This is a genomic window from Bacillus crepusculi (genome assembly GCF_014764715.1).
Classification (GTDB): Bacteria; Bacillota; Bacilli; order Bacillales; family Bacillaceae; genus Bacillus.
The window spans coordinates 43,351-69,356 of record NZ_JACXXE010000007.1; the positions used below are offsets into that span (position 1 = coordinate 43,351).

Sequence of the window (26,006 nt, forward strand, 5' to 3'; positions counted from 1 at the left end):
GGCGCCCAATCCTGAAAATTGCCAACATTCAAATTAGGAGGCCAACCTGAATGACTGTGAAACAAGAACTTCTCTACGAAGGCAAAGCGAAAAAAATCTATCAGACCGATGACGAGCATATTTTATATGTCGAATATAAAGACTCAGCTACAGCGTTTAACGGCGAAAAGAAAGCTGAAATCGAAGGCAAAGGCAGACTGAACAACGAAATTTCGAGCTTAATCTTTCAAATGCTGCATGAGAAGGGGATTAACAATCACTTTGTGAAACGCCTCTCTGAAACAGAACAGCTCATTCAAAAGGTACAAATTGTTCCGCTTGAAGTGGTTGTACGAAACGTGGTGGCAGGCAGTATGTCAAAGCGTCTCGGAATCCCAGAAGGAACGAAACTGGACACACCTTTGATCGAGTTTTACTACAAGGATGATGCACTTGGTGATCCGCTCATTACAGAAGATCATATTCGCATTTTAGATGCAGCGACACCAGAGCAGGTCGAGGAAATGAAACAGATCACAAGACAAGTGAACGAAGAGTTAAAGCAAATCTTCTCAGATTGCCATGTGAATTTAATTGATTTCAAGCTTGAATTCGGAATAGATCACGAGAATCGTATTTTACTAGCTGATGAGATTTCACCTGATACGTGCAGGCTTTGGGACAAAGACACAAACGAAAAGCTTGATAAAGACGTGTTCAGACGAAACCTGGGCGGCTTAACGAATGCATACGAAGAAATTTTCAAAAGACTTGGAGGCCATAAACATGTATAAAGTGAAAATTTTTGTCAGCTTAAAAGAGAGCGTTCTTGATCCACAAGGAAGTGCCGTGCAGCACGCTTTGCACAGCATGTCTTATCAGGAAGTAAAGGATGTCCGTATCGGGAAATACATGGAGCTTGTCATTGAAAAATCAGATCGTGATTTAGACACAGTTGTCAAAGAAATGTGTGAAAAATTACTTGCCAACACGGTGATTGAAGATTACCGCTATGAGGTGGAGGAGGTTGTCGCACAGTGAAGTTTGCAGTGATCGTCTTGCCTGGCTCTAACTGTGATATCGATATGTACCATGCGATTCAAGATGAGCTAGGTGAACAAGTTGAATATGTATGGCACGACGAAACGAGTCTTGATGGATTTGACGGTGTACTCGTACCAGGCGGCTTCTCTTATGGGGATTACTTAAGATGTGGGGCGATTGCTCGCTTCTCAAACATCATGCCGGCGGTGAAAAAAGCAGCTGAGGAAGGAAAGCCTGTTCTTGGTGTTTGTAACGGGTTCCAAATTCTTCAGGAGCTTGGCATTCTTCCGGGTGCGATGAGACGGAATAAAGACTTGAAATTTATCTGTCGTCCAGTTGAACTCATTGTAGAGAACAACGAAACGCAATTTACAAGCGGCTATCAAAAAGGCGAATCCATTACGATTCCTGTAGCGCATGGTGAAGGCAACTTCTACTGTGACGAAGACACGTTAGCGAAGCTCATTGAACGCCGCCAAATCGCTTTCACTTACGGAGACGATATTAACGGCAGTGTCAATCGAATTGCTGGTGTAACGAATGAAAAGGGCAATGTACTTGGCATGATGCCGCACCCTGAGCGCGCGGTTGATTCATTACTAGGCAGCGCAGACGGACTTAAATTGTTTCAATCTATCGTGAAAAATTGGAGGGACACTCATGTCACTACTGCTTGAACCAAGTCACAAGCAAATTAAAGAAGAGAAATTGTATCAGCAAATGGGATTGAGTGATGAAGAATTCGCTTTAATCGAATCCATTATTGGCAGGCTGCCAAACTACACAGAAACGGGTATTTTTTCTGTCATGTGGTCAGAGCATTGTAGTTATAAAAACTCGAAGCCTGTTTTAAGCAAATTCCCGACAAAAGGAGAGCACGTCCTTCAAGGTCCTGGGGAAGGCGCTGGGATCGTTGATATTGGAGACAACCAAGCGGTTGTATTTAAAATCGAATCACATAACCATCCATCTGCGATTGAACCGTATCAAGGAGCGGCGACAGGTGTCGGCGGAATTATCCGTGATGTATTCTCCATGGGTGCGCGTCCAATTGCTGTATTAAACTCTCTTCGTTTTGGTGAACTGACTTCACCGCGCGTGAAGTACTTGTTTGAAGAAGTAGTGGCAGGGATCGCAGGCTATGGAAACTGTATTGGGATTCCAACAGTCGGCGGAGAGGTTCATTTTGATCAAAGCTATGAAGGCAATCCGCTCGTGAATGCGATGTGTGTTGGATTAATCAACCATGAGGACATCAAAAAAGGGCAGGCCAAAGGTGTTGGCAACACGGTCATGTACGTTGGTGCGAAAACGGGACGAGACGGAATTCACGGTGCTACATTTGCCTCTGAAGAATTCTCTGATGAATCAGAAGAAAAGCGTTCAGCTGTTCAAGTCGGCGATCCATTTATGGAAAAGCTGCTGCTTGAAGCGTGCCTTGAAGTCATCAAAAACGATGCACTCGTTGGTATTCAGGATATGGGAGCGGCTGGTTTAACAAGCTCAAGTGCGGAAATGGCAAGTAAAGCAGGCTCTGGCATCGAGATGAACCTAGACCTCATTCCGCAGCGTGAAACAGGCATGTCAGCATATGAAATGATGCTGTCTGAATCCCAAGAGAGAATGCTGTTGGTCATTGAAAAAGGCCATGAGCAAGAAATCATTGATATTTTTGAAAAATACGATCTTGAAGCAGTCTCAGTCGGTCATGTGACAGACGATAAAATGCTTCGTTTACTCCATCAAGGAGAAGTAGTATGTGAGCTTCCAGTTGATGCTCTTGCAGAAGAAGCACCGGTTTATCACAAGCCGTCAAGTGAGCCTGCATACTATCGCGAGTTTTTAGAAACAAAAGTGGAAGCTCCAGCGATCACAGATGCAGCAGATACATTGAAACAGCTGTTAAAGCAGCCAACGATTGCGAGTAAAGAATGGGTTTACGATCAATACGACTATATGGTTCGTACAAACACAGTCGTTGCACCTGGTTCTGATGCGGGTGTGCTCAGAATCCGTGGGACGAAAAAAGCTCTTGCGATGACAACAGATTGTAACGCACGTTATCTCTACCTTGATCCAGAGGTTGGTGGGAAGATCGCCGTTGCAGAAGCCGCACGTAACATTGTCTGCTCAGGCGCTCGCCCGCTTGCAGTAACAGATAACTTGAACTTCGGTAACCCGGAGAAACCAGAAATCTTCTGGCAGATTGAAAAATCTGCTGACGGCATTAGCGAAGCTTGCCGTACATTAAGCACACCGGTCATCGGCGGTAACGTCTCTTTATATAACGAGTCAAATGGAACAGCCATTTACCCAACGCCAGTTATTGGCATGGTTGGTTTGGTTGAAGATACAGCTCATATTACGACTCAATCGTTCAAGCAGGCAGGCGACGTCATTTTCGTCATTGGTGAGACGAAGGAAGAATTCGCAGGTAGTGAGCTTCAAAAGATGACAGAAGGCCGCATCTACGGAAAAGCACCAGAAATTGATTTGGATGTCGAGCTCACGCGTCAGGAAGCCCTTCTAGCTGCGATTCAAAACGGACTTGTTCAATCAGCACATGATGTGTCTGAAGGCGGTCTTGGTGTAGCACTGGCTGAAAGTACATTTGGAACAGACGGTCTTGGCGCCGATATCCAGATCGATCTAAACAGTGCGGCATCATTATTCAGTGAATCCCAGTCACGTTTTGTCGTCACAGTGAAACCTGAAAACCGCGAAGCGTTTGCTGCGGCTGTGAAAGATGCGAAAGAAGTCGGAACGGTGACAAATGATGGTGTGTTTACTGTCAAGAATCAAGAAGGACAACAATGGATTCATGCAGCGGTCAATGAGCTTGAACGCGCATGGAAAGGAGCGATCCCATGCTTGCTGAAATCAGAGGCTTAAACGAAGAGTGTGGTGTCTTTGGGGTTTGGGGACACGAAGAAGCCCCTCAAATCACATATTACGGATTGCATAGCCTTCAGCACCGAGGACAAGAAGGTGCGGGAATTATTGCAACAGATGGTGAAAACCTGACGTCACACAAAGGCCTTGGACTGATTACGGAAGTCTTTCAAAACGGTGAGCTAAAGGATTTAAAGGGAAGAGGAGCGATCGGACACGTTCGTTATGCGACAGCAGGCGGAGGCGGCTTTGAAAATGTGCAGCCTCTCTTCTTCCGCTCGCAAAACAACGGCAGTCTTGCCCTTGCTCATAACGGGAACTTAGTGAATGCAACGCAATTAAAGCAGCAGCTTGAGAACCAGGGAAGCATTTTCCAGACATCTTCTGATACAGAGGTGCTGGCTCATTTAATTAAGCGCAGCGGGTATATGGATTTGAAGGATCAAATCAAAAATGCTCTGTCTATGCTTAAAGGAGCGTATGCTTTCCTAATTATGACGGAAACAGAAATGATCGTGGCACTTGACCCGAACGGCTTACGTCCACTTTCACTTGGAATGCTTGGGGACGCTTATGTTGTCGCTTCTGAAACATGTGCATTTGATGTCGTCGGCGCCACGTATTTACGAGATGTGGAGCCTGGCGAAATGCTGATCATTAATGATGAAGGGTTGAAATCTGAACGCTTCTCGATGAACATTAACCGCAGCATGTGCAGCATGGAATATATTTATTTCTCAAGACCTGACAGCAATATCAACGGCATCAACGTGCATAGTGCGAGAAAGAACCTTGGCAAAAAGCTTGCCGAGGAAGCGCATGTCGAAGCAGATGTGGTCACAGGGGTACCAGATTCGAGTATTTCTGCAGCGATTGGATATGCCGAAGCAACAGGCATTCCATATGAGCTTGGTTTAATTAAAAACCGTTATGTTGGCCGGACCTTTATTCAGCCGTCTCAAGCATTGCGTGAGCAGGGCGTGCGTATGAAGCTGTCTGCTGTGCGCGGGGTTGTCGAAGGAAAGCGTGTTGTCATGGTGGATGATTCCATCGTACGCGGGACAACGAGCCGCCGAATTGTCACGATGCTAAGAGAAGCGGGTGCGACGGAAGTCCATGTACGTATTAGTTCACCGCCAATCGCTCACCCGTGTTTTTATGGAATTGATACGTCCACACACGAGGAGCTGATTGCTTCTTCTCATTCAGTAGAAGAAATTAGACAGGAAATCGGTGCAGACTCCATTGCATTTTTATCTGTAGACGGTTTAATGGACGGGATTGGCAGAAAGTATGATGACCCGCAGCGTGGTCAGTGTTTAGCATGCTTTACTGGGAAATACCCGACTGAAATCTATGAAGATACTGTCCTTCCACATGTGAAGGAAACAGTCCTGACGAAATAATCGAATAATGGAGCAGCAGTCAATGTGATTTGATGTGCTGCTCTTTCATTCTGCCGAAAATACATGGAAGACAAGCAGATAAAAGGAGTGAATGGGATGTCAGAAGCATATAAAAACGCCGGTGTCGACATCGAAGCAGGATACGAAGCCGTCAAACGAATGAAAACACACGTAGAACGTACAAAAAGAGCAGGTGTCATGGGTGCTCTAGGTGGATTTGGCGGTATGTTTGATTTATCTGAGTTGCCATACAAAAAGCCCGTTCTTGTTTCAGGAACAGACGGAGTTGGTACGAAATTAAAGCTCGCCTTTTTAATGGATCAGCACGATACGATCGGTGTAGATGCCGTTGCTATGTGTGTCAACGATGTGCTGGCACAAGGGGCAGAGCCGCTCTTTTTCTTAGATTACTTAGCAGTCGGAAAAGCAGATCCTTTGAAAATTGAATCCATCGTAAAAGGAGTAGCTGACGGATGCGAGCAGTCTGGTTCGGCGCTTGTCGGCGGAGAGACAGCAGAGATGCCGGGTCTTTACACAGAAGAAGAATATGATATTGCCGGGTTTTCTGTAGGTGTCGTTGAAAAGGATGAAATCGTCACAGGAGACAGCATCAAGGAAGGGCATTTGCTGATTGGGCTCAGCTCTAGCGGAATTCATAGCAATGGCTATTCTCTCGTTCGCAAAGTATTGCTGGAAGACGCTGGTCTTGACCTGCATCAAATGTACGAACCTTTTACAAGACCACTCGGAGAAGAGCTTCTTGAACCGACAAAAATTTATGTAAAGCCCGTTCTCAAACAGGTGAAAGCCGGTAAGATTGACGGCATGGCACATGTGACAGGCGGCGGCTTTATTGAGAATTTACCACGTATGCTGCCTGATGGGCTTGGCGTTGAGATTGATAACGGCTCATGGCCGGTACCACCAATTTTCTCCTTTATTCAAGAAAAAGGACAGTTAAAAGCAGAAGAGATGTTTAACGTGTTTAATATGGGCATTGGCTTTGTCTTAGCTGTAAAAGAGGATGTACTTGTGGATGTGATCAGCGGACTTGAACAAGACGGAGAGAAAGCCTTCCTTATCGGACGAGTTCAAAAAGGAGAAGGCGTCACTTTCGGTGGTGGAAGCCTCTCATGAAAAAGTTTGCGATCTTCGCCTCTGGAAGCGGGACGAATTTTCAAGCCATTATAGATACGTTAAAGGAAGAACAGTGGCAGGCAGAGGCCGCCATTGTGATTTGTGATAAACCGGGTGCAAAGGTGCTGGAGCGGGCTGAGAAAGAGGGCATTCCCTCCTTTGCTTTTACCCCGAAGGCCTTTCCGAATAAAGCCGCTTTTGAACAAACGATTATTGAACAGCTTAGGCTTCATGAAGTGGAATGGATTTTCCTTGCTGGGTATATGAGACTGATTGGGCCGACATTACTTGAAGCATTCAGAGGGAAAATCGTGAATATCCACCCGTCCTTACTGCCAGCATTTCCAGGGCTTGATGCGATTGGACAAGCCTATCAAGCAGGAGTCAAAGTGGCAGGCATCACGGTCCATTTTGTCGACGAAGGCATGGATACCGGGCCGATTATTGACCAAGCCGCGATTTACATCGAACAAGGGGAAGACCTTGAATCGATTGAAAAAAGAATGCATGAACTAGAACACACACTATATCCAAAAGTGATCAAATCACTTTTAGAATTATCTTAATGAGGTGACGAAGGCATGACGATCAAACGCGCATTAATCAGTGTTTCCGATAAAACGAATCTTGTACCTTTTGTGAAAGAATTAACAGAACTTGGCGTTGAAGTGATTTCAACTGGAGGTACACACAAGCTTCTTCAAGAGAACGGCATTGATGTCATTGGCATTTCTGAAGTGACTGGCTTCCCAGAAATCATGGACGGACGACTCAAAACGCTTCATCCGAATATTCACGGTGGACTGTTAGCAGTGAGAGAAAACGATGAGCATATGGCACAGATTGAAAAGCACGGCATTCAGCCAATTGATCTTGTTGTCGTGAATCTCTATCCATTCAAAGAGACGATCTCAAAAGACGATGTGACGTATGAAGAAGCGATTGAAAACATTGATATTGGCGGACCAGGAATGCTTCGTGCGGCATCAAAAAATCATCAAGACGTAACAGTCATTGTCGATCCTCGTGATTATGATACAGTCATTCAGCAAATCAAAGAAGGCGGCGTGTCACTAGAGAAAAAACGTGAGCTTGCGGCAAAGGTATTCCGTCATACGGCTGCTTACGATGCTCTGATTGCGGATTATTTAACGAACTATGTTGGCGAAACAGAGCCAGAACAGTTCACGGTCACGTTTGAGAAAAAACAAGCCCTTCGTTATGGAGAAAACCCGCACCAAGCGGCGACTTTCTATGAAAATGCTCTTCCAAGCAAAGGCTCGCTTGCAACAGCGACACAATTACATGGTAAAGAGCTTTCCTACAACAATATCAAAGATGCAGATGCTGCTCTTCAAATCGTACGTGAATTCTCGGAGCCAGCGGCTGTGGCTGTAAAACATATGAACCCATGCGGCGTTGGTACAGGAGAAACGATTGCAGAAGCTTTTGACCGTGCATTTAAAGCAGATGAAACGTCTATTTTTGGCGGTATTGTGGCGCTGAACCGTGAAGTAGACAAACAAACGGCTGACGTTCTGCATACGATTTTCTTAGAAATCGTCATCGCCCCATCGTTTAGCCAAGAAGCACTTGATGTGTTAACGGCGAAAAAGAATCTTCGTCTGTTAACATTAGATGTAGAAGCGGATCTTGAGAAAAAAGAAAAGCAGCTGACGAGTGTTCACGGCGGACTGCTTGTGCAGGATATCGAAACGTACGGCTTAGAGGAAGCAACCATCTCGATTCCGACGAAAAGAGAACCAACAGAAGATGAATGGAAAGATTTAAAGCTTGCATGGAAAGTGGTCAAGCATGTGAAATCAAATGCCATTGTCCTAGCGAAGGATCAAATGACAGCAGGCATCGGCGCTGGTCAGATGAACCGTGTCGGCTCGGCTAACATTGCCATTGACCAAGCAGGTGAAAAGGCGAAAGGGAGCGCACTAGGCTCTGATGCGTTTTTCCCAATGGGCGATACAGTCGAAGCGGCTGCTAAAGCAGGCGTAACAGCGATTATTCAGCCAGGTGGATCCATTCGTGATGAAGAATCGATTCAAAAGGCAGATGAATACGGCATCGCCATGGTCTTCACTGGCGTTAGACATTTCAAACATTAAGGGGATGACAGTGTGAACGTATTAATTATCGGCAGAGGCGGAAGAGAGCATACCATTGCTTGGAAAGTGAATCAAAGTGAACTTGTCAGCCAAGTATATGTCGCACCCGGCAATGATGGAATGACAGGCGACGCACAGCTTGTACCAATCGACGAAGGCGATCATGAGGCGTTAATTCATTTTGCAAAGGAAAACGATATCGGCTTAACGATTGTCGGACCAGAGGTTCCTTTAATTGCAGGTGTCGTCGATGCATTTGAAGAAGCAGGTCTAAAGGTATTTGGACCAAATGCAAAAGCTGCGGTCATCGAAGGCTCAAAGGAATTTGCAAAAGATTTAATGAAAAATTATGATATCCCGACAGCCGCTTACGCCACCTTTACATCGTTTGAAGAAGCAAAGGCATATGTGGAAGAAAAGGGCGCCCCAATTGTCATTAAAGCAGACGGGCTTGCCGCAGGAAAAGGCGTGACAGTGGCAATGACGCTTGAAGAGGCGATCAACTGCCTGCATGATTTTTTAGAGGATGAAAAGTTTGGCGATGCGAGTGCATCGGTTGTCATTGAAGAATTTTTAACAGGTGAAGAATTTTCACTGATGGCCTTTGTCAATGGAGAAAAGGTGTACCCAATGGTGATCGCACAGGATCATAAACGGGCCTTTGAAGATGACAAAGGACCAAACACCGGCGGGATGGGTGCGTATTCACCAGTTCCGCAAATTTCAGATGAAGTGGTCCAAAAAGCGGTAGAAGACGTCGTGAAACCGGCGGCTCGCGCGATGGTGCAAGAAGAGCGTCCGTTTACAGGCATTTTATATGCCGGCTTAATGCTGACACCAGAAGGCTCAAAGGTCATTGAGTTCAATGCACGCTTTGGCGACCCTGAAACGCAGGTCGTGCTCCCTCGTCTTGAATCAGATCTAGTGCAAGTATTCCTTGATATTTTAGATGGAAAAGATGTGGACTTACAGTGGAAAGACACCGCTGCTGTCAGTGTGGTTCTTGCTTCAGAAGGATACCCTGAGGACTACGCAAAAGGCACGCCAATTGGTGCTTTGCAAACAACCGTCTCTAATGTCGTGACTTTCCACGCAGGAACAAAAAAGGAAAACGATCAATTCGTCACAAATGGCGGACGTGTAGCAAATGTGACCGCATTTGACGACACATTTGAAGCGGCAAGAACAAGAGTGTATGAAGCGGTTGAAGAAATCATTCAGCCAGGTCTATTTTATCGCCGTGACATTGGCGCCCGTGCGCTGAAGGCAGCGGGGAAAACCGTTTAATCAAAACACCTTTCTATCTGATGAGATGGAAAGGTGTTTTTTGTTCATGAGAAGGGATGCCGATTGAATATGAAGAAGTAGTATGGGATCACGAATAGATTTAGGGAGGAAACATGGAAATCAAAGCATTTATGATCTTTGCAATCGTCATACTTATTTTATTTCTCATAACTATAAATAACATCATGTTGATTGCCATTAAGCAGAATAAATTGAAAAAAGGCTTAGCCCTTAGTTATATGATCCTTTCGATTTTTTCTGGCAGTGCTATTTCTTCATTTTTAATTTGGAAGTTTTTCATTAGCTAAGAGAGGAATGAGTGTATGGTGCAATTGAAGAAACTTGCAAACGAGCGTTTTTCTGCCTTCATATGTATTGATTCATTTAATGAGCGAATTCGTTTGGATGACTATAGCGGCAGGGTGCAGGATGTGATTCAGTCCGTGCTTCAGGAAGCGGCGGACTGTAAGGCTTCTAAGATCATTGCAAAAGTAAGGCGTGAGCATATGTCTCCTTTTTTAGAAAAAGGCTTTCGGCTTGAAGGGGTGTTTTCTCATTATTTTCTTGGGAGTGATGCGTACGGCATGTCTCTCTTTTTGACCGAAGATCGGATGAACAGTCCATATTGGCTGAAGGAAGATGAAATAGTTGCATCTATTCAAGAAAAGCCGATCAAAACAGACCAAGGCACATGGCAGGATGAGTATGTGTTGAGGAAAGCCGGTCCAGAGGATGTGCACAAGCTGGCAGCGCTCTATGATGCTGTCTTTGAAACGTACCCCACGCCAATGAACGAGCCAGATTACATCCGAAAGGTAATGGAGGAAGGGACGATTTTTTATGCCATTGAACATGACGGTCACATTGTGAGTGCAGCATCCGCTGAAATCAATGTGCCATATGGTCATGCGGAATTAACAGATTGTGCGACCCTTCCAACATACAGAAAACTAGGATTCATGCATCATTTGATTCTAGCACTTGAAAAAGAGCTTCAATCCATGCATATCTATGTCTTTTACTCTCTTGCACGTGCACTATCCTATGGAATGAATCAAGTGTTTTATCAGCTTGGTTATACATACACTGGGCGCTTCCAAAACAACTGCTATATTTTTGACAAAATTGAAGATATGAATCTATGGGTCAAAACGCCAAATGAATCATGAAATGGTTCTCATCTGATCAAGCAGACCAGAGAGGCGGTACGCCATAATACTGAGCTGCAGCTTCATCCGATCATCAGTGGATTTGAGGCTGCAGCCTGTTCTCGTTTCAATTTGTTTCAGCCGGTAGCTTAACGTATGCCTATGAATAAACAATTCTCCCGCAGATTTTTGAATATTTTCATTGTGTGCTAAATACACTTCGAGTGTATGGATCAGGTCAGCCCCTTGTTTTTTTGTATAAAGCAAAGGACTTAACAGCTCCACGTAAAAGTCATGCAAGTTCATACCGGCTTCGTTCATTTCAAGAAGCATGCCATATAAGCCAAGCCTTTGATAATGAATGATGCTTTCGTCTGTCTTTAAAAGCGGAAGAAGCCTTGCTGCATACTGCGCTTCCTTCGCGCTTTTTGCAAAGAGAATGATCTGGTCATAGGCTCTCCCAATGCCAATCACAATTGGGTGGACGGGGAAAAAATAAGACCAAGTGCTACGGCACTCCTCTGATGCGTGATACCACTCCGTTTCTTGAAACACTTTTTTTCCTGCTGGAGTCAGCACAAAAACGGAATCAAGCCTTGCCTTTAATAAGAAAGGAATATGTCTGCGTTCAAATATTGATGTGAGTAATTGAGATAGACGTTGCACCATCTGGTGATCGAGCTGTGTGTGCTGATGCTGAAATTGAAAGTAAATGACAACTTGTTCATCGCTCATATCATATTGCAGCTTAGTAGCTTGTTCAATCACATAGCTTTCTTCTGTATATTGCTGCTGCAAAATATCATCTAACAAATGACCCTGCATTTGATTTTCTGTATCTTGAATGGCTTTTTGTTTCAACCATTCAATGGCATACACGGCCCCTGCATGCTCAATTGCAATCGCATCGAGATGATGCCACGCCTCCTTTTTCTTTAAAGACACAATAAACCCGAAAATATCGCCCATCGCAATCACCGGACATGCAGCCAGGACAAACGCACCGCATGTGTCATAGACGAGCCGCCCTTTCTCCTCTGCCTGCTTGAGAAGAGGTGTGGTTTCAATTGGTTCACGATCTGTCAGAAAGCCAAAAGCAGGAGAATACGTCACTTCATCTTTTATGAGATGAGCTGCCTTTTGATGCAAAAAGACATCAAGCACGACGATGTTTGCCGCAGTGAGATGTGCCAGCTCATCCGTAATTTGCGTCACGTTTTTATTGCTCACATTTAAATGGGTCAATCTTTGATGAATCGCTGAAGAATATTTGAGTTGATGGAGCTGACTGCTGACGATTTGTTCTAGGACGGCTTTTGTAATGTCTGAGAAGTTGACATGTGAAGGGATCTCAATGAGCGGAATGCCGCTGTTTTTGGCTGCCTGAATGAGTGATGCCGGGATCTCTGTTAAGTACACACCTTTATAAATCGCAATGGCTGATAGGCGATCAGATTGGATCAATTTTTCAAGCCGTACGCGTCTCTCCTTATTTTCTGCAAGCCCAAATCCGGTTGTGACGAGCAGTTCCCCTTCTGAAACCCTGGAAGTGTCTTCGATAATTTCCACAATGGTCACCCATTGAATGAGGCGATCCAGTCCATTTTCTCCAGCAAGCAGTTTTGTTTCCTTCATAATATCGAGCGAGAGTGCGTCTTTGACGAGAAGCGCCATAGACTCATGACCTCCTTTTGAACACTTTTATACACGATGTATAAAAAATGTGTATGAAATTCGGGCATGTGGCGAATGGAGGATGACTGCCCTCTTGATTAAGCTAATCTTATAACAAGTATACAAAATTTTCTTGCGATTCATGTGAAAAGAAAAGTGCAGCTGCTGACGAGAGAGGGAGGAATGGCAAAGTGGAGACCCGGGATTACTTAATCAAACCGATGTTAAACCAGCATTATCCTGTGGCTGTGAAAGGAGAGGGGATTTATTTATACGATCGGGACGGAAAAAAATATGTAGACGGCTCATCAGGGGCCGTCACGGCGAGTATTGGACATGGTATACAAGACATCGTTGATGCCATGACAGAGCAAGCGAAAAAAGTGAGCTTTACGTACAGATCACAATTTACAAATGAACCAGCGGAAGAACTTGCGTATGAACTCAGTACGCTTTGTCCAGGCAATCTGAACTGGTCTTTTTTTGTCGGGAGTGGATCAGAGGCGACGGAGACAGCGATGAAAATCGCGATACAGCATTGGCAGGAGCAGGGAAAGACTGAAAAGAATCACATCATATCCAGATGGATGAGTTATCACGGTATCACGCTTGGAGCGCTGTCGATGTCAGGACATATTGCAAGAAGAGAGCGCTTTGAACCACTGCTTGAAAAGCATCCAGTGCTGTCTCCGCCCTATAGCTACCGGTCATGGCTGCCTAAAGAAGAAAGCAAGCAGGTCGAGTGGTATGTACAGGAATTTAACACCGTTATCAAGCGTATAGGAAAAGAGAGGATTGCGGCTTTTATTGCAGAGCCGATTGTTGGAGCAGCGGGTGCGGCACTTGTTCCGCCCGACGGATATTTTGAGGCGATGAAGCGGGTTTGTGAGGAAAACGACATTTTAATGATTGCAGATGAAGTCATGACAGGCTTTGGACGAACTGGGAAAATGTTTGCCATGGAGCACTGGGGCGTCGTACCAGATATTATGGTTCTCGGAAAAGGCATGAGTGCCGGCTATTCACCGATTGCGGCAACCGTATCAGCGGATCATGTGATCGCACCAATTCTCAGCGGCTCAGGCTCTGTCATGGCAGGTCACACGTATAGTGCCAATCCGCTTTCAGCAGCCGTCTCACTGGCTGTCATTCGATATATGAAAAAACATCAGCTTCATGAACGAGCTGATCTGTCCGGACGATATTTAATGAATGCTTTAAAGGATGTGCAAACAAACCATTCTATCATTGGGGATGTAAGGGGAAAGGGATTGCTTATTGGCATTGAGTTTGTGGCAGATCGATTATCCAAAACACCATTTCCTGCCCATGCTCAGATGACTCAACTAGTCGTTGAGACGGCAAAGCAAAATGGATTGCTCGTTTATCCAGCAAGCGCCGGGGAGGATGGAGTGGGAGGGGCAGCGGTCATGGTCGCACCGCCGCTTTCCATCACACAGCAGGAAATGGATGAACTCATTCAATTATTTGAGCAGACCATCACGCAGGTTGAACAAGAAGTCATCAATCGAGGGTTTTTCCCATCTGCTATGTAGGGAGGTAAGATGATGAACAAAACAGCGGGCTTTGATGAAGTAATCACACGTTTTAAAGACGGCATGACCATCATGTTTGGCGGTTTTGGCGGCGTGGGTTCCCCGCCATCGTTGATCGATGCCATTCTAGAAGCCAATATCAAAGATCTGACATTGATCGGAAATGATGCAGGCTTCCCGCAAATTGGTGTGGGCCGGCTGATCACAGAAGGGAGAGTCAAGAAAATCATTGCTTCTCATATTGGCTCAAATCCTATTGCAGGGCAGAAAATGCAGGCAGGTACACTAGACGTTCTTTTTTACCCGCAGGGCATCCTAGCAGAAAAAATTAGAGCAGGCGGAATGGGTTTAGCGGGCATTGTGACAGATGTCGGCATGGATAGTCTGAATCTCGATGAGAAACAATTGGTTCCGCTTAATGGGAAAAATTATATCCTTGAGCCTGCGCTGACAGCAGATATTGCCATCGTGAATGCCTTCAAAGCGGATGAAGTAGGGAATCTGATTTTTGATAAAAGTGCACGGAATACAAACCCGATTGTGGCGATGGCAGGAGACTGGACCGTTGCGGAAGTAGAAGAGATTGTGCCAGTGGGCGGGCTTCATCCAGAAGAAATCGTGACACCAGGTGTATTTGTAAACCAGATCGTGCAATCAAAAGGAGTGAACTGGACATGGGCATGGGAGACATCGATTTAAGACACCGCATAGCCAAACGAGCGGCGCAGGAAATTGAAGATGGCATGGTCGTGAATCTTGGGATCGGCATCCCGACCCTTGCAGCTGAATACATCCCGGCGCATTACCGGGTGTGGCTACATGCAGAAAACGGCATTATGGGGGCAGGGGCTTCACCCCTGCAAGGTGAAGAAGATCCAAATTTGTGCAATGCCGGCGGTTTTCCCATTACGTTAACAAAAGGCGGCTCCTACATGGACAGCACGACCGCTTTTGGCATCATTCGAAAAGGGATGCTGGATATGACCATTTTAGGTGCACTTGAAGTAAGCAGTCAGGGTGATCTTGCGAATTGGATTGTGCCAGGTAAACGAGTGCCTGGTATGGGCGGAGCGATTGAGCTGGCGCAAAAGGCGAAAAAGGTTGTGGTCGTGATGAGCCACCTTGATAAGCACGGACAATCAAAGGTGAAATCATCCTGTACATTGCCATTAACCGCTACATCTTGTGTCGATCTCATTATTACGGATATGGCGGTCATTGAGGTCAAGTCGCAGCTGCTCATTTTGCGTGAAGTGATGCCGCCGTTTCAGCCGGAAGATGTTATGAGGGCAACGGAAGCCCCTCTCATTTTAGCGCCTGATGTCAAATCTGTTGTGTAGAAAGGATGACCAACTTGCAGCCAATTACACGTATCAGAAACTGGATGAGAGAGCACCAGGATGAAGCGGTTACGCTTCTTCAGCAAATGGTGCAATGTGACAGCATCCAAGGGAATGAACAAGATGTACAGGAAATCGTGGCAAATAAGCTTTCCGCCATTGGCTTTGATGTAGACGTATGGGAAATCGGCGGCGATGATCTGCTGGAACATCCCTATTTTTATTCGCCACGGCGTTCTTTTAAAGGAAGTCCCAATGTCGCTGGACGATTGAAAGGAAAAGGGGACGGCAAATCCATTTTATTAAATGGCCACGTCGATGTTGTCCCAGAAGGAGATACGAATCAATGGACATCTCCGCCATACAGCGGGCATATCATAAACGGGAGACTTTATGGACGCGGGGCAACAGATATGAAAGGCGGGAATGTTTCTTTACTTTTTGCACTTGAGGCGCTGCATGCGCTTCAGATTCCGCTGAAAGGAGATGTCGTGTTCCATAGTGTCGTTGAAGAAGAGAGCGGCGGGGCAGGCACACTTGCAGCGATATTGAGAGGCTATACAGCAGATGCTGCCATCATTCCGGAACCAAGTCATATGAAAATCTTTCCGATTCAGCAGGGATCTAAGTGGTTCAGGCTGCATATTAAAGGAAGGGCAGCTCATGGCGGAACAAGATATCATGGCGTCTCTGCTATTGAAAAAAGCACCATCGTTCTTTCACATATAGCGGCACTAGAAGAAGAAAGAAATCAACGAATCACCGAGCCGCTGTTTCAGCATATCCCGATTCCGGTCCCGATCAACATTGGGAAAATTCAAGGCGGTGATTGGCCGTCCTCTGTAGCAGACCTTGTCATCATGGAAGGCAGACTTGGCGTGATGCCGGGTGAGACAGTTGAGCAGGCAGAGAAGGAATTAGAAAATTGGATGGCGGGACTTGGAGAAAAGGATGAATGGTTCAAGGATCATCCTGTCGAGGTCGAGTGGTTTGGCGCAAGATGGCTTCCAGGCTCAATCGATGCGGATCATCCGCTTTTACATCTATTGAAGGAGCAATATGAAGAGGTCATGAGGCAGCCGCCAAAGGTTGAAGCCGCCCCATGGGGAACAGATGGCGGATTACTGTCACAGGTGGCAGGTATACCAATCATCGTGTTTGGACCTGGAACAACGGAGCTTGCCCATTACCCGAATGAATCCATCGACATTGAACATGTGATCGAAGCAGCAGAAATAATCGCGGGTACAATGGTGAAATGGTGCGAGATAGCAGAATGATGCAAAGAATGATCAAAAAAAGAAGGCTGTCTCACTCAGCCTTCTCTTTATGTGCGTCCTGCTGCTCACACATATACGTCACCGGACAAAAACGTAGAATGCCAGATGCCAGCTTCAATCCGCCAAACATGATGCCAAAAAGGAGCATTTTACTCCATGGTTTTCTAGCATATAAGGATCCAGCCACAGTACATATTGTCATTCCGCAAGCAATTCTAATGAGCGCTTCCATTAAGCCGAGGTTAGGTTTCATTGAAGGTGAATCTCCTTTTTTAAATTATTTTAAGTGTGATTTCAAGAAATTGTAACGTTTCATTAATGCGTAACGTGGTTCGTTATGTTACGATAGGGCTAATACAAATGAAGGAGAGTATGTGAATGTCCGAACGTACTTTTAATTGGAGAAACAATGACATCCGCACACAAATCGATGTAGTCGACTCAAAAATAGTTCCAACACTCCTTTTAACGAATGGACTCGTGCTAAACCCGTTTTTAAAGCAATGGGTGAAGGCAAATATTTGGATACATGATGATCGAATTGTTTATGTCGGAGCAGAGCTTCCTCAAAATAAATCAGCTAAACGTGTGATGAATTGTGAAGGGAAATACATTGTGCCAGGGTATATTGAGCCTCACGCGCATCCGTTCCATATTTATAATCCCCAATCACTTGCAGAATATGTGTCTCAATTTGGCACAACAACCATGGTCAGCGATAACTTATTTCTTCTTTTGCAGAGCAATGAAAAGAAAGCGCTTTCCACGCTGTGCGAATTAAAAAAGCAGCCATTTCAGTATTTCTGGTGGTCCAGATACGACCTTCAGACTGAAGTAAGATATGAAGATGAAATGCTGCCAATCAACTACCGTAAGGAATGGATTGATCATCCTGATGTCCTTCAAGGCGGCGAATTAACAAGCTGGCCAAGATTGATGGACGGTGATGATCTCATCTTATATTGCATGCAAGAAACGAAGAAGCAGAGAAAACGAATTGAAGGGCATTTCCCTGGTGCTTCTGAGAAAACGCTAACAAAAATGAAGCTGTTTGGCGCGGACAGTGATCATGAAGCGATGAATGCAGACGATGTGCTCAAGCGCTTGTCCCTTGGCTACCATGTCTCACTTCGTCATTCTTCCATCCGTCCAGACTTAGTGAACATTTTAAGAGAACTGCATGAACGTGACTTTAGACACTACGATCACTTTTTCTATACAACAGATGGAGCTGCGCCTCATTTTTATGAGGAAGGCATGATTAATCGGTTGATTTCCATTGCCTTAGAAGAAGACGTGCCCATCATTGATGCGTACAATATGGCGACCTTTAACATTGCAAAATACTATCAAATTGACGACTTATTAGGCGTTGTCGGCCCTGGCCGGCTGGCTTCTTTGAATATTTTAGATGATCCGATGAATCCAAATCCTGAAACGGTGATATCTAAAGGGGTTATCCTCAAATCAGATGGCGAGAACCAGCATCAATTTCAAGAAACAAAATGGGAAAATGGCGGGCTGGTGCCGTTAGATTTAGGGTATGATCTGACGATGAGCGATTTGCAATTCTCCATGCCACTAGGTGTCAAAATGAGAAATGCCGTCATCATGGAGCCTTATACAGTAGAGATTGATAACTCCGTTAACCAGCTGTCATGTGACCATGATCAAAGCTTCTTTAGTCTGATTGACCGAAAAGGCGAGTGGCGCGTGAATACGATGCTAAAAGGTTTTGCAAACAAAGTGCAAGGCTTTGTCAGCTCATTTTCGCTTACGGGTGACATTTTAGTGATCGGGAAAAATAAAGAGGATATGATGCTGGCACATAAGCGAATGAAAGAAATCGGCGGAGGAATCGTACTCACAGAAAACGGAAAGATATTGCATGAGATACCGCTGCAATTATCAGGCTGTGCATCGGCTGAACCGTTTGAGACTGTTCTTCAGCAGATACAAACGTTACGCGAGCTGCTCATTGAGCGAGGCTATCCATTTGACTGCCCAATTGATACACTTGTCTTTTTCCAAAGTACACATTTGCCATATATTCGAGTGACACCAAGAGGAATATTTGATGTCATGAAAAAAACTGTACTCTTTCCGTCTATAATGCGTTAAAATATAACAGAGTGGAGCTGTATCATCTTTGCCGCATTTCTGACAGCTGTTATAGGGCAGAAGTGAACGATGGATCTCTTCACTGCCATGTAAGTGAAAATGCTTATATGGAGCTGTTGACAAAGCAGAGGGCTTTGACATGACGAGTGAAATGTCCTAATTGTAAAATGAATTTGTCGGTTACGCTGGCCGACCAACATATTTTGAATGATCGAGTAAGGCGGGACGCATGTTTGTGGTCTCGCCGAGCTTTCCGCGCAACCTGGATTTTAGGGTAGACCTAATCGAGCAGAAGTGATCTGGATACCGAAAGCAAACAAGTTTGTCAGATTGTCGTACAAGGAATATGACAAAACTTGTCGAATTTGTTTACGATAAAGAAGCTTCGGCTTTCGAAAGAACCTGACGGCATTTTCAGCGTAGAACCAAACCTGTCATGATTCGTTCAAAGCTCATTGCTAAGGTTGAAAAAAATAGTCAGGAAAGATACCGCTTTCTCGAAAACATATTGTGCGAAGCGGTGTGCCAATAGTAAAGGAGAAGATGTATAAAGATGCAAATTGATAAATTAAGGGGCAAAAGCTTAGATCAATTATTCAACTCCATCTTATCCCTTAAAGACCTGGAAGAATGCTATCGATTCTTTGATGATTTGTGTACCATCAATGAAATCCAATCTTTATCACAGCGTCTTGAAGTAGCCCGTATGCTTCGCGAGGGAAATACGTATCATAAAATTGAAACGGAAACAGGTGCGAGTACCGCAACCATCTCACGTGTCAAACGCTGCTTGAACTACGGAAATGATGCCTATACGATGGCACTTGACCGCGTAGCAGAACAGCAGGCAAATGAAGAAACAAAATAAAGCAATCTTCACTGTAAACACTCTTTACTGATCAAGTAGTTTGCAGTTTTTGAAGATGAACAATTTGAGCCATTTCAGTTGAAATGGCTCTATTTGATTTCATTCAATTCCCCCATAAACCATCGTTCATCTTCATAGGAAACTTCTTCTTCATCAGTGATGATTTCTTTAAAACCGATTGTTCGCATATTTTGTGAAACAGATAAATCCCATTCTCTTTGAATGTTTCTCTAATCGGAAAGGGGAAGGACGCTTGATCTTTTTCGGTGTTCTGTTGGAAGTAATAAAATCATAAGCCACTGGCAGAGGAAGGTGCCAGTAGTCATGATAAAAATACGCCGGAAACTCCTGCGTATTTGCTTCGATTCCTTTAATGATCTGTTGAGTCTTCCGTTTCATTCCGCGGCCCTTTTTTTTCACGCATACTCTTTTCCCTTTCTAAATATCTAGTAAGTTCTTTATACGAGATTGGGCAAGAATGTCAACGGAAAAAGGTACGTTTCCGCACCTTTTCAAGCTAGACAGATGACTCTGTCCCTGAGAACATAGGCACCTCGCTTGTCTGACCATTTTCTTGTCTATAGATAATATGTTTCTCATTAAAATGAATAGGCGATTCAATTCCAGCCGCTGCGCATAAATTAAACAAACCTTCTCTAAGTGACAGGATATAATTGCAGACTCGGTATTTCTTTTCTTCAATGGATAAACCTTTTTGCAGCTTTGGATCAGTGGTGGCAACTCCAACTGGGCATTTATTCGTGTGGCACACTTGCGCCCGGATGCAGCCAACTGAAAACATCAATCCTCGTGCGATATTCACAAAATCCGCTCCCATGGAAAGGGCAATTGCAATTTTATCAGGGGAGAGAAGTTTACCTGAAGCAAACAGCTTGAGCTGATCTCGAACCCCATATTTCTTCAAGATTTGATGAACCATTGGAAGAGCGGTGAAAATGGGTAGCCCTGCGGAATCTGCCAGTTCATGAAAGGAAGCCCCTGTACCGCCTTCTCCGCCATCTACTGTAATGAAATCAGGGTGCTTTCCGCTTTTTTTCATATAGCTGGCAAGCTCTTCAATCTCTTCTTTATGTCCCACCACAAGCTTAATACCTACAGGCTTTCCGCCTATACTTCGCAGTTGTTCAATGAAGTCAAACATGGCAGGAATGGAGTGGAACATCTCGAAACGGTTCGGACTATCAATTGATTGGTGCGGTGGCAATTTCCGAATATGCGCAATTTCTTCGGTGACTTTTTCGCCGTCAATGTGGCCGCCGCGTGTTTTTGCTCCTTGTGCGAGCTTGAGTTCAAAGGCTTTTACTTCATCATGTTCACTTTTTTTCTTAAACTCTTCAAACGAAAATGCGCCATCCTCTGTTCTCACGCCAAATAGACCAGGACCAATCTGGCAAATGATATCGGCGCTACCTTTTAGGTGATAAGGAGAAAGTCCACCTTCACCTGTGTTCATCCATGTGCCACCAGCCATTTTTAAGCCGGAGGAGAGAGCGGTAATCGCCCGGTCGCCTAAGGAACCATAGCTCATGGCGGATTGACCAATTAATCCTTTGACACGGAAGGGTTTTTGACACGTATGTTCACCAATGACTTGCACATCTTCTTCATGGAGGTAATAAGGTTTTGCTCCGATTTCTTTTATATGTTCACTTCTTCTAAGTAAATTATCTTGATCAATTTGATACACTTTTGTTTGAATATTTTCGGATTGGTCGATGCGCAATTCATCTCGCTGCTTTGGAAACAGGACATTTCGAATGTAATAACCTGGCTTGTCAAAATCACGTTTTGATCCAAACCCCATCGTCCGGCTTTTGTACTTTCCAGACATGACGGCCTGCTCGTACTCTCTTCTTGAAAAAGGAAGCTCCTCTCGATCATTTAAAAACAGATATTGGCGAAGCTCTGGTCCTATTTTTTCAAAAATGAATCGCAGCTTTCCAATGACCGGATAATTTCGCAGGACAGAATGTTCTTCCTGTTTTTCATCCCTCATCCAAATCCAGATCAATAAAATAATAGGTACAATGAAACAAATCAAAAGCAGTGCGGCTAGGACAATGAAAGTCGTTGTCACAAATATCCCCTCTTTTCTCTTTCATTGTTGTTGTTATTCCACTTTTCATTGAAAGAGAAACCACATCGGCATATTGTGACGTTTAGAAATGAAAAGGCGGGGTAACTTAAAAATAAGATAACAAGGGGAGGGAACATACATGAATAAGCGTCCAAATACGTATGTACTTGCAGGATTAGGGGTTGGAGGTGCTGTATTATTAGCAATGAAAAATAAACAGCATCTGAAAAAATGGGCAAGCATGTTCCGGTCAAATGAAAAGATTCCTGAAAAAGCCGGTCACCCTGATCCGTTAGATATCCAAGACAACAAAATGGTCGATGAAGGGGCTATGACCTCTGTCCATTATTATAATGAAGTGAGACAATAGTTTGAAAAAACCGTTTTGACCATTCAAAACGGTTTTTTCTTGTCTTTCTTTTGACGTGATATCTAAGAGGATCGACAATGGTAAAACCAATCAGTCCATTGTGATCAGGCGTCGAGAATTGAAATTCGATCCCTGATAAATGATAGGTTGAGAGAACTTCCTCATCTGTAAAACGTAACGAAAGCTCGTCCTCATAAACGGGTGTGTGCTTCAACACCTCGGCTTCTTCTGCAAATAACTCCAGCCCAGCCACTCGGCCCTCTTTGTCGATGTCTACGTTCACACATTCATTGACGTCTAATTCAATGGTTTCTTTGATTGTCCCGATTCCAAGCGGGATGAGATAGATGTATCCGGTGTTGATCGTTTGATCATATGTGATGGTTCTTTTCAAATCATTCACCTGCTTGGTCGATAGTAAAATGTTCCTTTATTGTATAATATCATGTGATGAGATGAAGCAGCTCTCATTTCAGTTCATTATCCATCTATTGATCTCCCTCAGCTCCTCTTGAAGTGGATCTTTCCATATAGTCTCCATTAGTCCCTCACCTAGAGTTAAAATCGTTCATTTTCAAAAGAATGAAACTTTTAGCTGAAGGAGGTTACCCATTTTTTGCGGTCTCTGATTTTGTTATAATATTTAAATGGAATGAAACGAATGGAGGAACGTTTTTCATGTATGATGTTACCGAGTGGAAGCATGTCTTTAAACTCGATCCAAATAAAGAGATTTCTGATGAACAGCTAGAAGCGATTTGCGAATCTGGTACGGATGCTATATTGATTGGCGGCAGTGACAATGTGACAGAGGACAACGTGCTCCAATTGATGTCAAAGGTTCGAAGGTTTCTTGTGCCATGTGTGCTTGAAATCTCAACACATGAGACGATTGTGCCGGGCTTCGATCTGTATTTCATCCCGACCGTTTTAAACAGCTCTCATCCGGATTGGATTGTTGGGCTTCATAAGGATGCGATGAAGGAATACGGTGATTTGATGTCAATGGAAGAGATTGTGCCAGAAGGATATGTGATCTTAAACGAAGATTGTAAAGCAGCCAAGCTCACAGAGGCAAAGACGGCGCTGGATATTGATGATGTACGGGCTTATGCAAGAGTGGCAGAGCATTTGATGAAACTGCCCATTTTTTATCTAGAATACAGTGGAACGCTTGGAGATATAGAGCTTGTGAAAGAAACGAAAGCAGTGCTTCACGAAACGGTTCTTTTTTATGGTGGAGGCATTGAGAACGCAAAGCAGGCAAAGGACTTCTCGCAGCATGCAGACGTTGTCGTTGTAGGAAACGTCATTTATGACAATTTCAAAGAAGCATTAAAGACAGTGGGCGCAGTCAAAAAGTCATCATAGTCAAACAAGACGAAACGGGTTAAAATAGAACGTAAGTTCGAATTGGCGGTGAATGAAATGAATGAAATATCGAATCATCTATTAGAAGGACTAAATGATGCGCAGAAAGAAGCGGTCAAAGCAACAGACGGTCCGCTACTCTTGATGGCAGGAGCAGGAAGCGGAAAGACACGGGTGCTCACACATCGAATTGCCTACTTAATGGCAGAAAAGCATGTGGCTCCGTGGAACATTTTAGCGATTACGTTTACAAATAAAGCAGCAAGAGAAATGCGTGAACGTGTCCAAGCCATTTTAGGGCCTGGTGCAGATGACATTTGGATCTCTACGTTTCACAGCATGTGTGTCCGCATTTTAAGACGCGACATTGACCGCATTGGTGTGAATCGCAATTTCTCTATTTTAGACACATCTGATCAGCTTTCAGTGATTAAGAACATTTTAAAAGAACGGAATATCGATCCTAAAAAGTTCGATCCTCGCAGCATATTAGGATCCATCAGCAGTGCAAAAAATGAACTCATTGATGCAGAGGAATACGCAAAAACAGCCGGTGATTTCTATGATCAAGTAGTCAGCGACGTCTATGCAGATTATCAAAAACGTTTACTTAAAAACCAATCCCTTGATTTTGATGATTTGATTATGATGACGATTCGTCTGTTTGAACGCATCCCCGAAGTATTAGAGCATTACCAGCGGAAGTTCCAATACATTCATGTCGATGAGTATCAGGATACAAACAGAGCGCAGTACATGCTTGTGAAGCTGCTCGCTCAGCGTTTTCAAAATATTTGTGTCGTCGGTGACTCTGACCAGTCCATTTATCGCTGGCGCGGAGCGGATATTACAAACATTCTTTCCTTTGAAAAAGATTACCCGTCGAGTGAAGTGATTCTGCTTGAGCAAAATTACAGATCGACGAAACGCATTTTGCATGCCGCAAATACGGTCATCCAAAACAATGCGAATCGTAAACCAAAAAACCTTTGGACAGAAAATGATGAAGGAGCGAAGATTGCCTATTACCGTGCAGATAATGAATTCGGTGAAGGTCAATTTGTTGCCGGAAAAATTCATCAGCTTTATCAAAGTGGAAAGCGCAAATTATCCGATTTTGCGATCCTCTATCGAACCAATGCACAGTCCCGTGTGATCGAGGAAACCTTATTGAAGTCAAACATTCAATACAACATTGTCGGCGGCACGAAGTTCTATGACAGAAAAGAGATCAAAGACATTTTGGCGTACTTACGACTTGTGGCAAACCCAGATGACGATATTAGCTTTGCGCGAATCGTCAACGTGCCAAAGCGCGGAATCGGTGCGACATCTGTTGATAAAATTGCGGCATATGCACAGATGAATGACCTGTCTATGTTTGAAGCGCTTGGTCAGGTGGATTTCATTGGACTTAGTGCAAGGGCAGCCAATGCGCTTGATGAGTTCAAACAGCTCATTGATCAAATGACGAATATGCAGGAGTATGTATCTGTCACAGAATTAACAGAAGAAATCCTCGAGAAAACAGGCTATCGTGAAGCGCTCAAGGTCGAAAAAACGATTGAAGCACAGAGTCGTTTAGAAAATATTGACGAGTTTCTCTCCGTCACAAAGAATTTTGAAGAACAAAATGAAGACAAATCGCTTGTGACCTTCCTGACAGATCTCGCCCTCGTCGCAGACATTGATAAGCTGGATGAAAATGAGGAAGAAAATCAGGATGCTGTCATCTTAATGACCCTTCACGCCGCAAAAGGTCTAGAATTCCCTGTTGTTTTCTTAATGGGGATGGAGGAAGGCGTTTTCCCGCATAGCCGTTCATTAATGGAAGATGCAGAGATGGAAGAAGAACGCCGCCTTGCATACGTAGGTATCACACGGGCTGAAGAAGAGCTTTATTTATCAAGTGCGAAGATGAGAACGCTATTCGGCCGGACAAACATGAACCTTGAATCAAGATTCATTCGAGAAATACCAGCCGATTTATTGGACAACCTAAATGAGAAAAAAGAAACGAAAACACCGTTTGGCCAAACAAGAGAAAGACCGCAAAGACGGGGGCCAGTCTCACGTCCGCAAACTCAAACCATTCAAAACACAGGCGCCGGCAGTATTGGCTGGGCTGTGGGCGATAAAGCTGCCCATAAAAAATGGGGTGTTGGAACGGTTGTGAGTGTGAAAGGTAGTGGAGACAGTACAGAGCTTGATATTGCGTTCCCAAGCCCTACAGGCATTAAGCGTCTTCTCGCAGCATTTGCGCCAATCGAGAAGCAATAAAACCAAAGGCTTACAAAACGGATGAATTGAAAGGA

At 44.4% G+C, this 26,006-nt stretch carries 26 protein-coding genes; 20 read left to right on the top strand and 6 right to left on the bottom strand.

All coding sequences use genetic code 11. The features are described 5' to 3' along the window. The first annotated feature begins 50 nt into the window (after nucleotides 1-50). The 11 genes from purC (at nucleotide 51) to ablB (ending at nucleotide 11,034) form a co-directional block, all read left to right on the top strand. Nucleotides 51-773 (top strand): phosphoribosylaminoimidazolesuccinocarboxamide synthase, encoded by a 723-nt coding sequence (purC, locus tag IEE86_RS13135; RefSeq protein ID WP_106051973.1) that lies wholly within the window; start codon nucleotides 51-53, stop codon nucleotides 771-773. Beyond that, entirely contained in the window at nucleotides 766-1,020 is a 255-nt protein-coding gene (purS, locus tag IEE86_RS13140) for a phosphoribosylformylglycinamidine synthase subunit PurS (RefSeq protein ID WP_003214349.1), read from the top strand. Before purC ends, purS begins: the two co-directional genes overlap by 8 nt. Continuing rightward, a complete protein-coding gene (gene purQ / locus IEE86_RS13145) occupies nucleotides 1,017-1,700 on the top strand; it encodes a phosphoribosylformylglycinamidine synthase subunit PurQ (RefSeq protein WP_191097617.1) in 684 nt (227 codons plus the stop codon). The genes purS and purQ overlap by 4 nt, the downstream gene beginning before the upstream one ends. Continuing rightward, a complete protein-coding gene (purL, locus tag IEE86_RS13150) occupies nucleotides 1,684-3,915 on the top strand; it encodes a phosphoribosylformylglycinamidine synthase subunit PurL (RefSeq protein WP_191097618.1) in 2,232 nt (743 codons plus the stop codon). The genes purQ and purL overlap by 17 nt, the downstream gene beginning before the upstream one ends. Beyond that, on the top strand, nucleotides 3,891-5,321 hold the full coding sequence (gene purF / locus IEE86_RS13155) for an amidophosphoribosyltransferase (protein ID WP_191097619.1): 1,431 nt from the start codon (nucleotides 3,891-3,893) through the stop codon (nucleotides 5,319-5,321). The genes purL and purF overlap by 25 nt, the downstream gene beginning before the upstream one ends. Nucleotides 5,322-5,417: 96 nt before the next feature. Continuing rightward, entirely contained in the window at nucleotides 5,418-6,458 is a 1,041-nt protein-coding gene (gene purM / locus IEE86_RS13160; RefSeq protein ID WP_191097620.1) for a phosphoribosylformylglycinamidine cyclo-ligase, read from the top strand. Further along, a complete protein-coding gene (gene purN / locus IEE86_RS13165) occupies nucleotides 6,455-7,024 on the top strand; it encodes a phosphoribosylglycinamide formyltransferase (RefSeq protein WP_191097621.1) in 570 nt (189 codons plus the stop codon). The genes purM and purN overlap by 4 nt, the downstream gene beginning before the upstream one ends. Nucleotides 7,025-7,039: 15 nt before the next feature. Then, nucleotides 7,040-8,578 carry a bifunctional phosphoribosylaminoimidazolecarboxamide formyltransferase/IMP cyclohydrolase gene (gene purH / locus IEE86_RS13170; protein ID WP_191097622.1) on the top strand — a complete coding sequence of 513 codons (1,539 nt, stop codon included), beginning with the start codon at nucleotides 7,040-7,042 and terminating at the stop codon, nucleotides 8,576-8,578. A gap of 12 nt (nucleotides 8,579-8,590) precedes the next feature. Further along, complete coding sequence (gene purD, locus IEE86_RS13175) at nucleotides 8,591-9,865, top strand: phosphoribosylamine--glycine ligase (RefSeq protein ID WP_191097623.1); 1,275 nt, start codon at nucleotides 8,591-8,593, stop codon at nucleotides 9,863-9,865. 113 nt (nucleotides 9,866-9,978) lie between these two features. Further along, complete coding sequence (locus tag IEE86_RS13180; RefSeq protein WP_191097624.1) at nucleotides 9,979-10,173, top strand: hypothetical protein; 195 nt, start codon at nucleotides 9,979-9,981, stop codon at nucleotides 10,171-10,173. Nucleotides 10,174-10,188: 15 nt separating this feature from the next. Then, nucleotides 10,189-11,034: a putative beta-lysine N-acetyltransferase gene (gene ablB / locus IEE86_RS13185; protein ID WP_191097625.1), complete on the top strand. Its 846-nt coding sequence runs from the start codon at nucleotides 10,189-10,191 to the stop codon at nucleotides 11,032-11,034. On the opposite strand, the gene IEE86_RS13190 is transcribed toward ablB, so the two are convergent. After that, a complete protein-coding gene (locus IEE86_RS13190; protein WP_191097626.1) occupies nucleotides 11,029-12,687 on the bottom strand; it encodes a PucR family transcriptional regulator in 1,659 nt (552 codons plus the stop codon). The genes ablB and IEE86_RS13190 overlap by 6 nt on opposite strands. A 191-nt stretch (nucleotides 12,688-12,878) precedes the next feature. On the opposite strand from IEE86_RS13190, the gene IEE86_RS13195 reads away from it, so the two are divergent. From IEE86_RS13195 to IEE86_RS13210, 4 genes are read left to right on the top strand one after another with little or no spacing between them, the layout of a single operon-like run. Continuing rightward, entirely contained in the window at nucleotides 12,879-14,243 is a 1,365-nt protein-coding gene (locus IEE86_RS13195) for an aspartate aminotransferase family protein (RefSeq protein ID WP_191097627.1), read from the top strand. 12 nt (nucleotides 14,244-14,255) lie between these two features. Next, a complete protein-coding gene (locus IEE86_RS13200) occupies nucleotides 14,256-14,942 on the top strand; it encodes a CoA transferase subunit A (RefSeq protein ID WP_191097628.1) in 687 nt (228 codons plus the stop codon). Continuing rightward, on the top strand, nucleotides 14,918-15,583 hold the full coding sequence (locus IEE86_RS13205; RefSeq protein WP_191097629.1) for a 3-oxoacid CoA-transferase subunit B: 666 nt from the start codon (nucleotides 14,918-14,920) through the stop codon (nucleotides 15,581-15,583). Before IEE86_RS13200 ends, IEE86_RS13205 begins: the two co-directional genes overlap by 25 nt. Nucleotides 15,584-15,597: 14 nt before the next feature. After that, a complete protein-coding gene (locus IEE86_RS13210) occupies nucleotides 15,598-16,863 on the top strand; it encodes a peptidase (RefSeq protein WP_191097630.1) in 1,266 nt (421 codons plus the stop codon). Between the two features lie 31 nt (nucleotides 16,864-16,894). Here the strand turns inward: IEE86_RS13210 and IEE86_RS13215 are convergent, their stop codons facing one another. Then, nucleotides 16,895-17,116, bottom strand: a complete 222-nt coding sequence (locus tag IEE86_RS13215) for a YgaP family membrane protein (protein WP_191097631.1) — start codon at nucleotides 17,114-17,116, stop codon at nucleotides 16,895-16,897. Nucleotides 17,117-17,241: 125 nt separating this feature from the next. Between IEE86_RS13215 and IEE86_RS13220 the strand changes: the two genes are divergently transcribed. Next, nucleotides 17,242-18,984, top strand: coding sequence for an adenine deaminase C-terminal domain-containing protein (locus tag IEE86_RS13220; RefSeq protein ID WP_191097632.1), 1,743 nt, complete (start codon nucleotides 17,242-17,244; stop codon nucleotides 18,982-18,984). Between the two features lie 553 nt (nucleotides 18,985-19,537). Then, nucleotides 19,538-19,852: a YerC/YecD family TrpR-related protein gene (locus tag IEE86_RS13225; RefSeq protein ID WP_191097633.1), complete on the top strand. Its 315-nt coding sequence runs from the start codon at nucleotides 19,538-19,540 to the stop codon at nucleotides 19,850-19,852. An 89-nt stretch (nucleotides 19,853-19,941) separates the two neighbouring features. On the opposite strand, the gene IEE86_RS19695 is transcribed toward IEE86_RS13225, so the two are convergent. From IEE86_RS19695 to IEE86_RS13235, 3 genes are all read right to left on the bottom strand, one after another. Then, on the bottom strand, nucleotides 19,942-20,040 hold the full coding sequence (locus IEE86_RS19695; protein WP_224740982.1) for a hypothetical protein: 99 nt from the start codon (nucleotides 20,038-20,040) through the stop codon (nucleotides 19,942-19,944). After that, a complete protein-coding gene (locus IEE86_RS13230) occupies nucleotides 20,021-20,251 on the bottom strand; it encodes a DUF3916 domain-containing protein (protein WP_224740983.1) in 231 nt (76 codons plus the stop codon). Before IEE86_RS13230 ends, IEE86_RS19695 begins: the two co-directional genes overlap by 20 nt. A 118-nt stretch (nucleotides 20,252-20,369) precedes the next feature. Further along, on the bottom strand, nucleotides 20,370-21,950 hold the full coding sequence (locus IEE86_RS13235; protein ID WP_191097634.1) for an FMN-binding glutamate synthase family protein: 1,581 nt from the start codon (nucleotides 21,948-21,950) through the stop codon (nucleotides 20,370-20,372). Between the two features lie 139 nt (nucleotides 21,951-22,089). Here IEE86_RS13235 and IEE86_RS13240 point away from each other — a divergent pair, with 139 nt between their 5' ends. After that, nucleotides 22,090-22,320, top strand: coding sequence for a hypothetical protein (locus IEE86_RS13240; protein WP_191097635.1), 231 nt, complete (start codon nucleotides 22,090-22,092; stop codon nucleotides 22,318-22,320). On the opposite strand, the gene IEE86_RS13245 is transcribed toward IEE86_RS13240, so the two are convergent. After that, the gene (locus tag IEE86_RS13245; protein ID WP_191097636.1) at nucleotides 22,280-22,714 is read right to left on the bottom strand and encodes a DUF2283 domain-containing protein; all 435 of its coding nucleotides are present in this window, start codon (nucleotides 22,712-22,714) and stop codon (nucleotides 22,280-22,282) included. The genes IEE86_RS13240 and IEE86_RS13245 overlap by 41 nt on opposite strands. A 284-nt stretch (nucleotides 22,715-22,998) precedes the next feature. Here IEE86_RS13245 and pcrB point away from each other — a divergent pair, with 284 nt between their 5' ends. Then, nucleotides 22,999-23,691, top strand: a complete 693-nt coding sequence (gene pcrB / locus IEE86_RS13250) for a heptaprenylglyceryl phosphate synthase (protein WP_191097637.1) — start codon at nucleotides 22,999-23,001, stop codon at nucleotides 23,689-23,691. A gap of 57 nt (nucleotides 23,692-23,748) precedes the next feature. Further along, nucleotides 23,749-25,971: a DNA helicase PcrA gene (pcrA, locus tag IEE86_RS13255; RefSeq protein ID WP_191097638.1), complete on the top strand. Its 2,223-nt coding sequence runs from the start codon at nucleotides 23,749-23,751 to the stop codon at nucleotides 25,969-25,971. Nucleotides 25,972-26,006 lie beyond the last annotated feature (35 nt).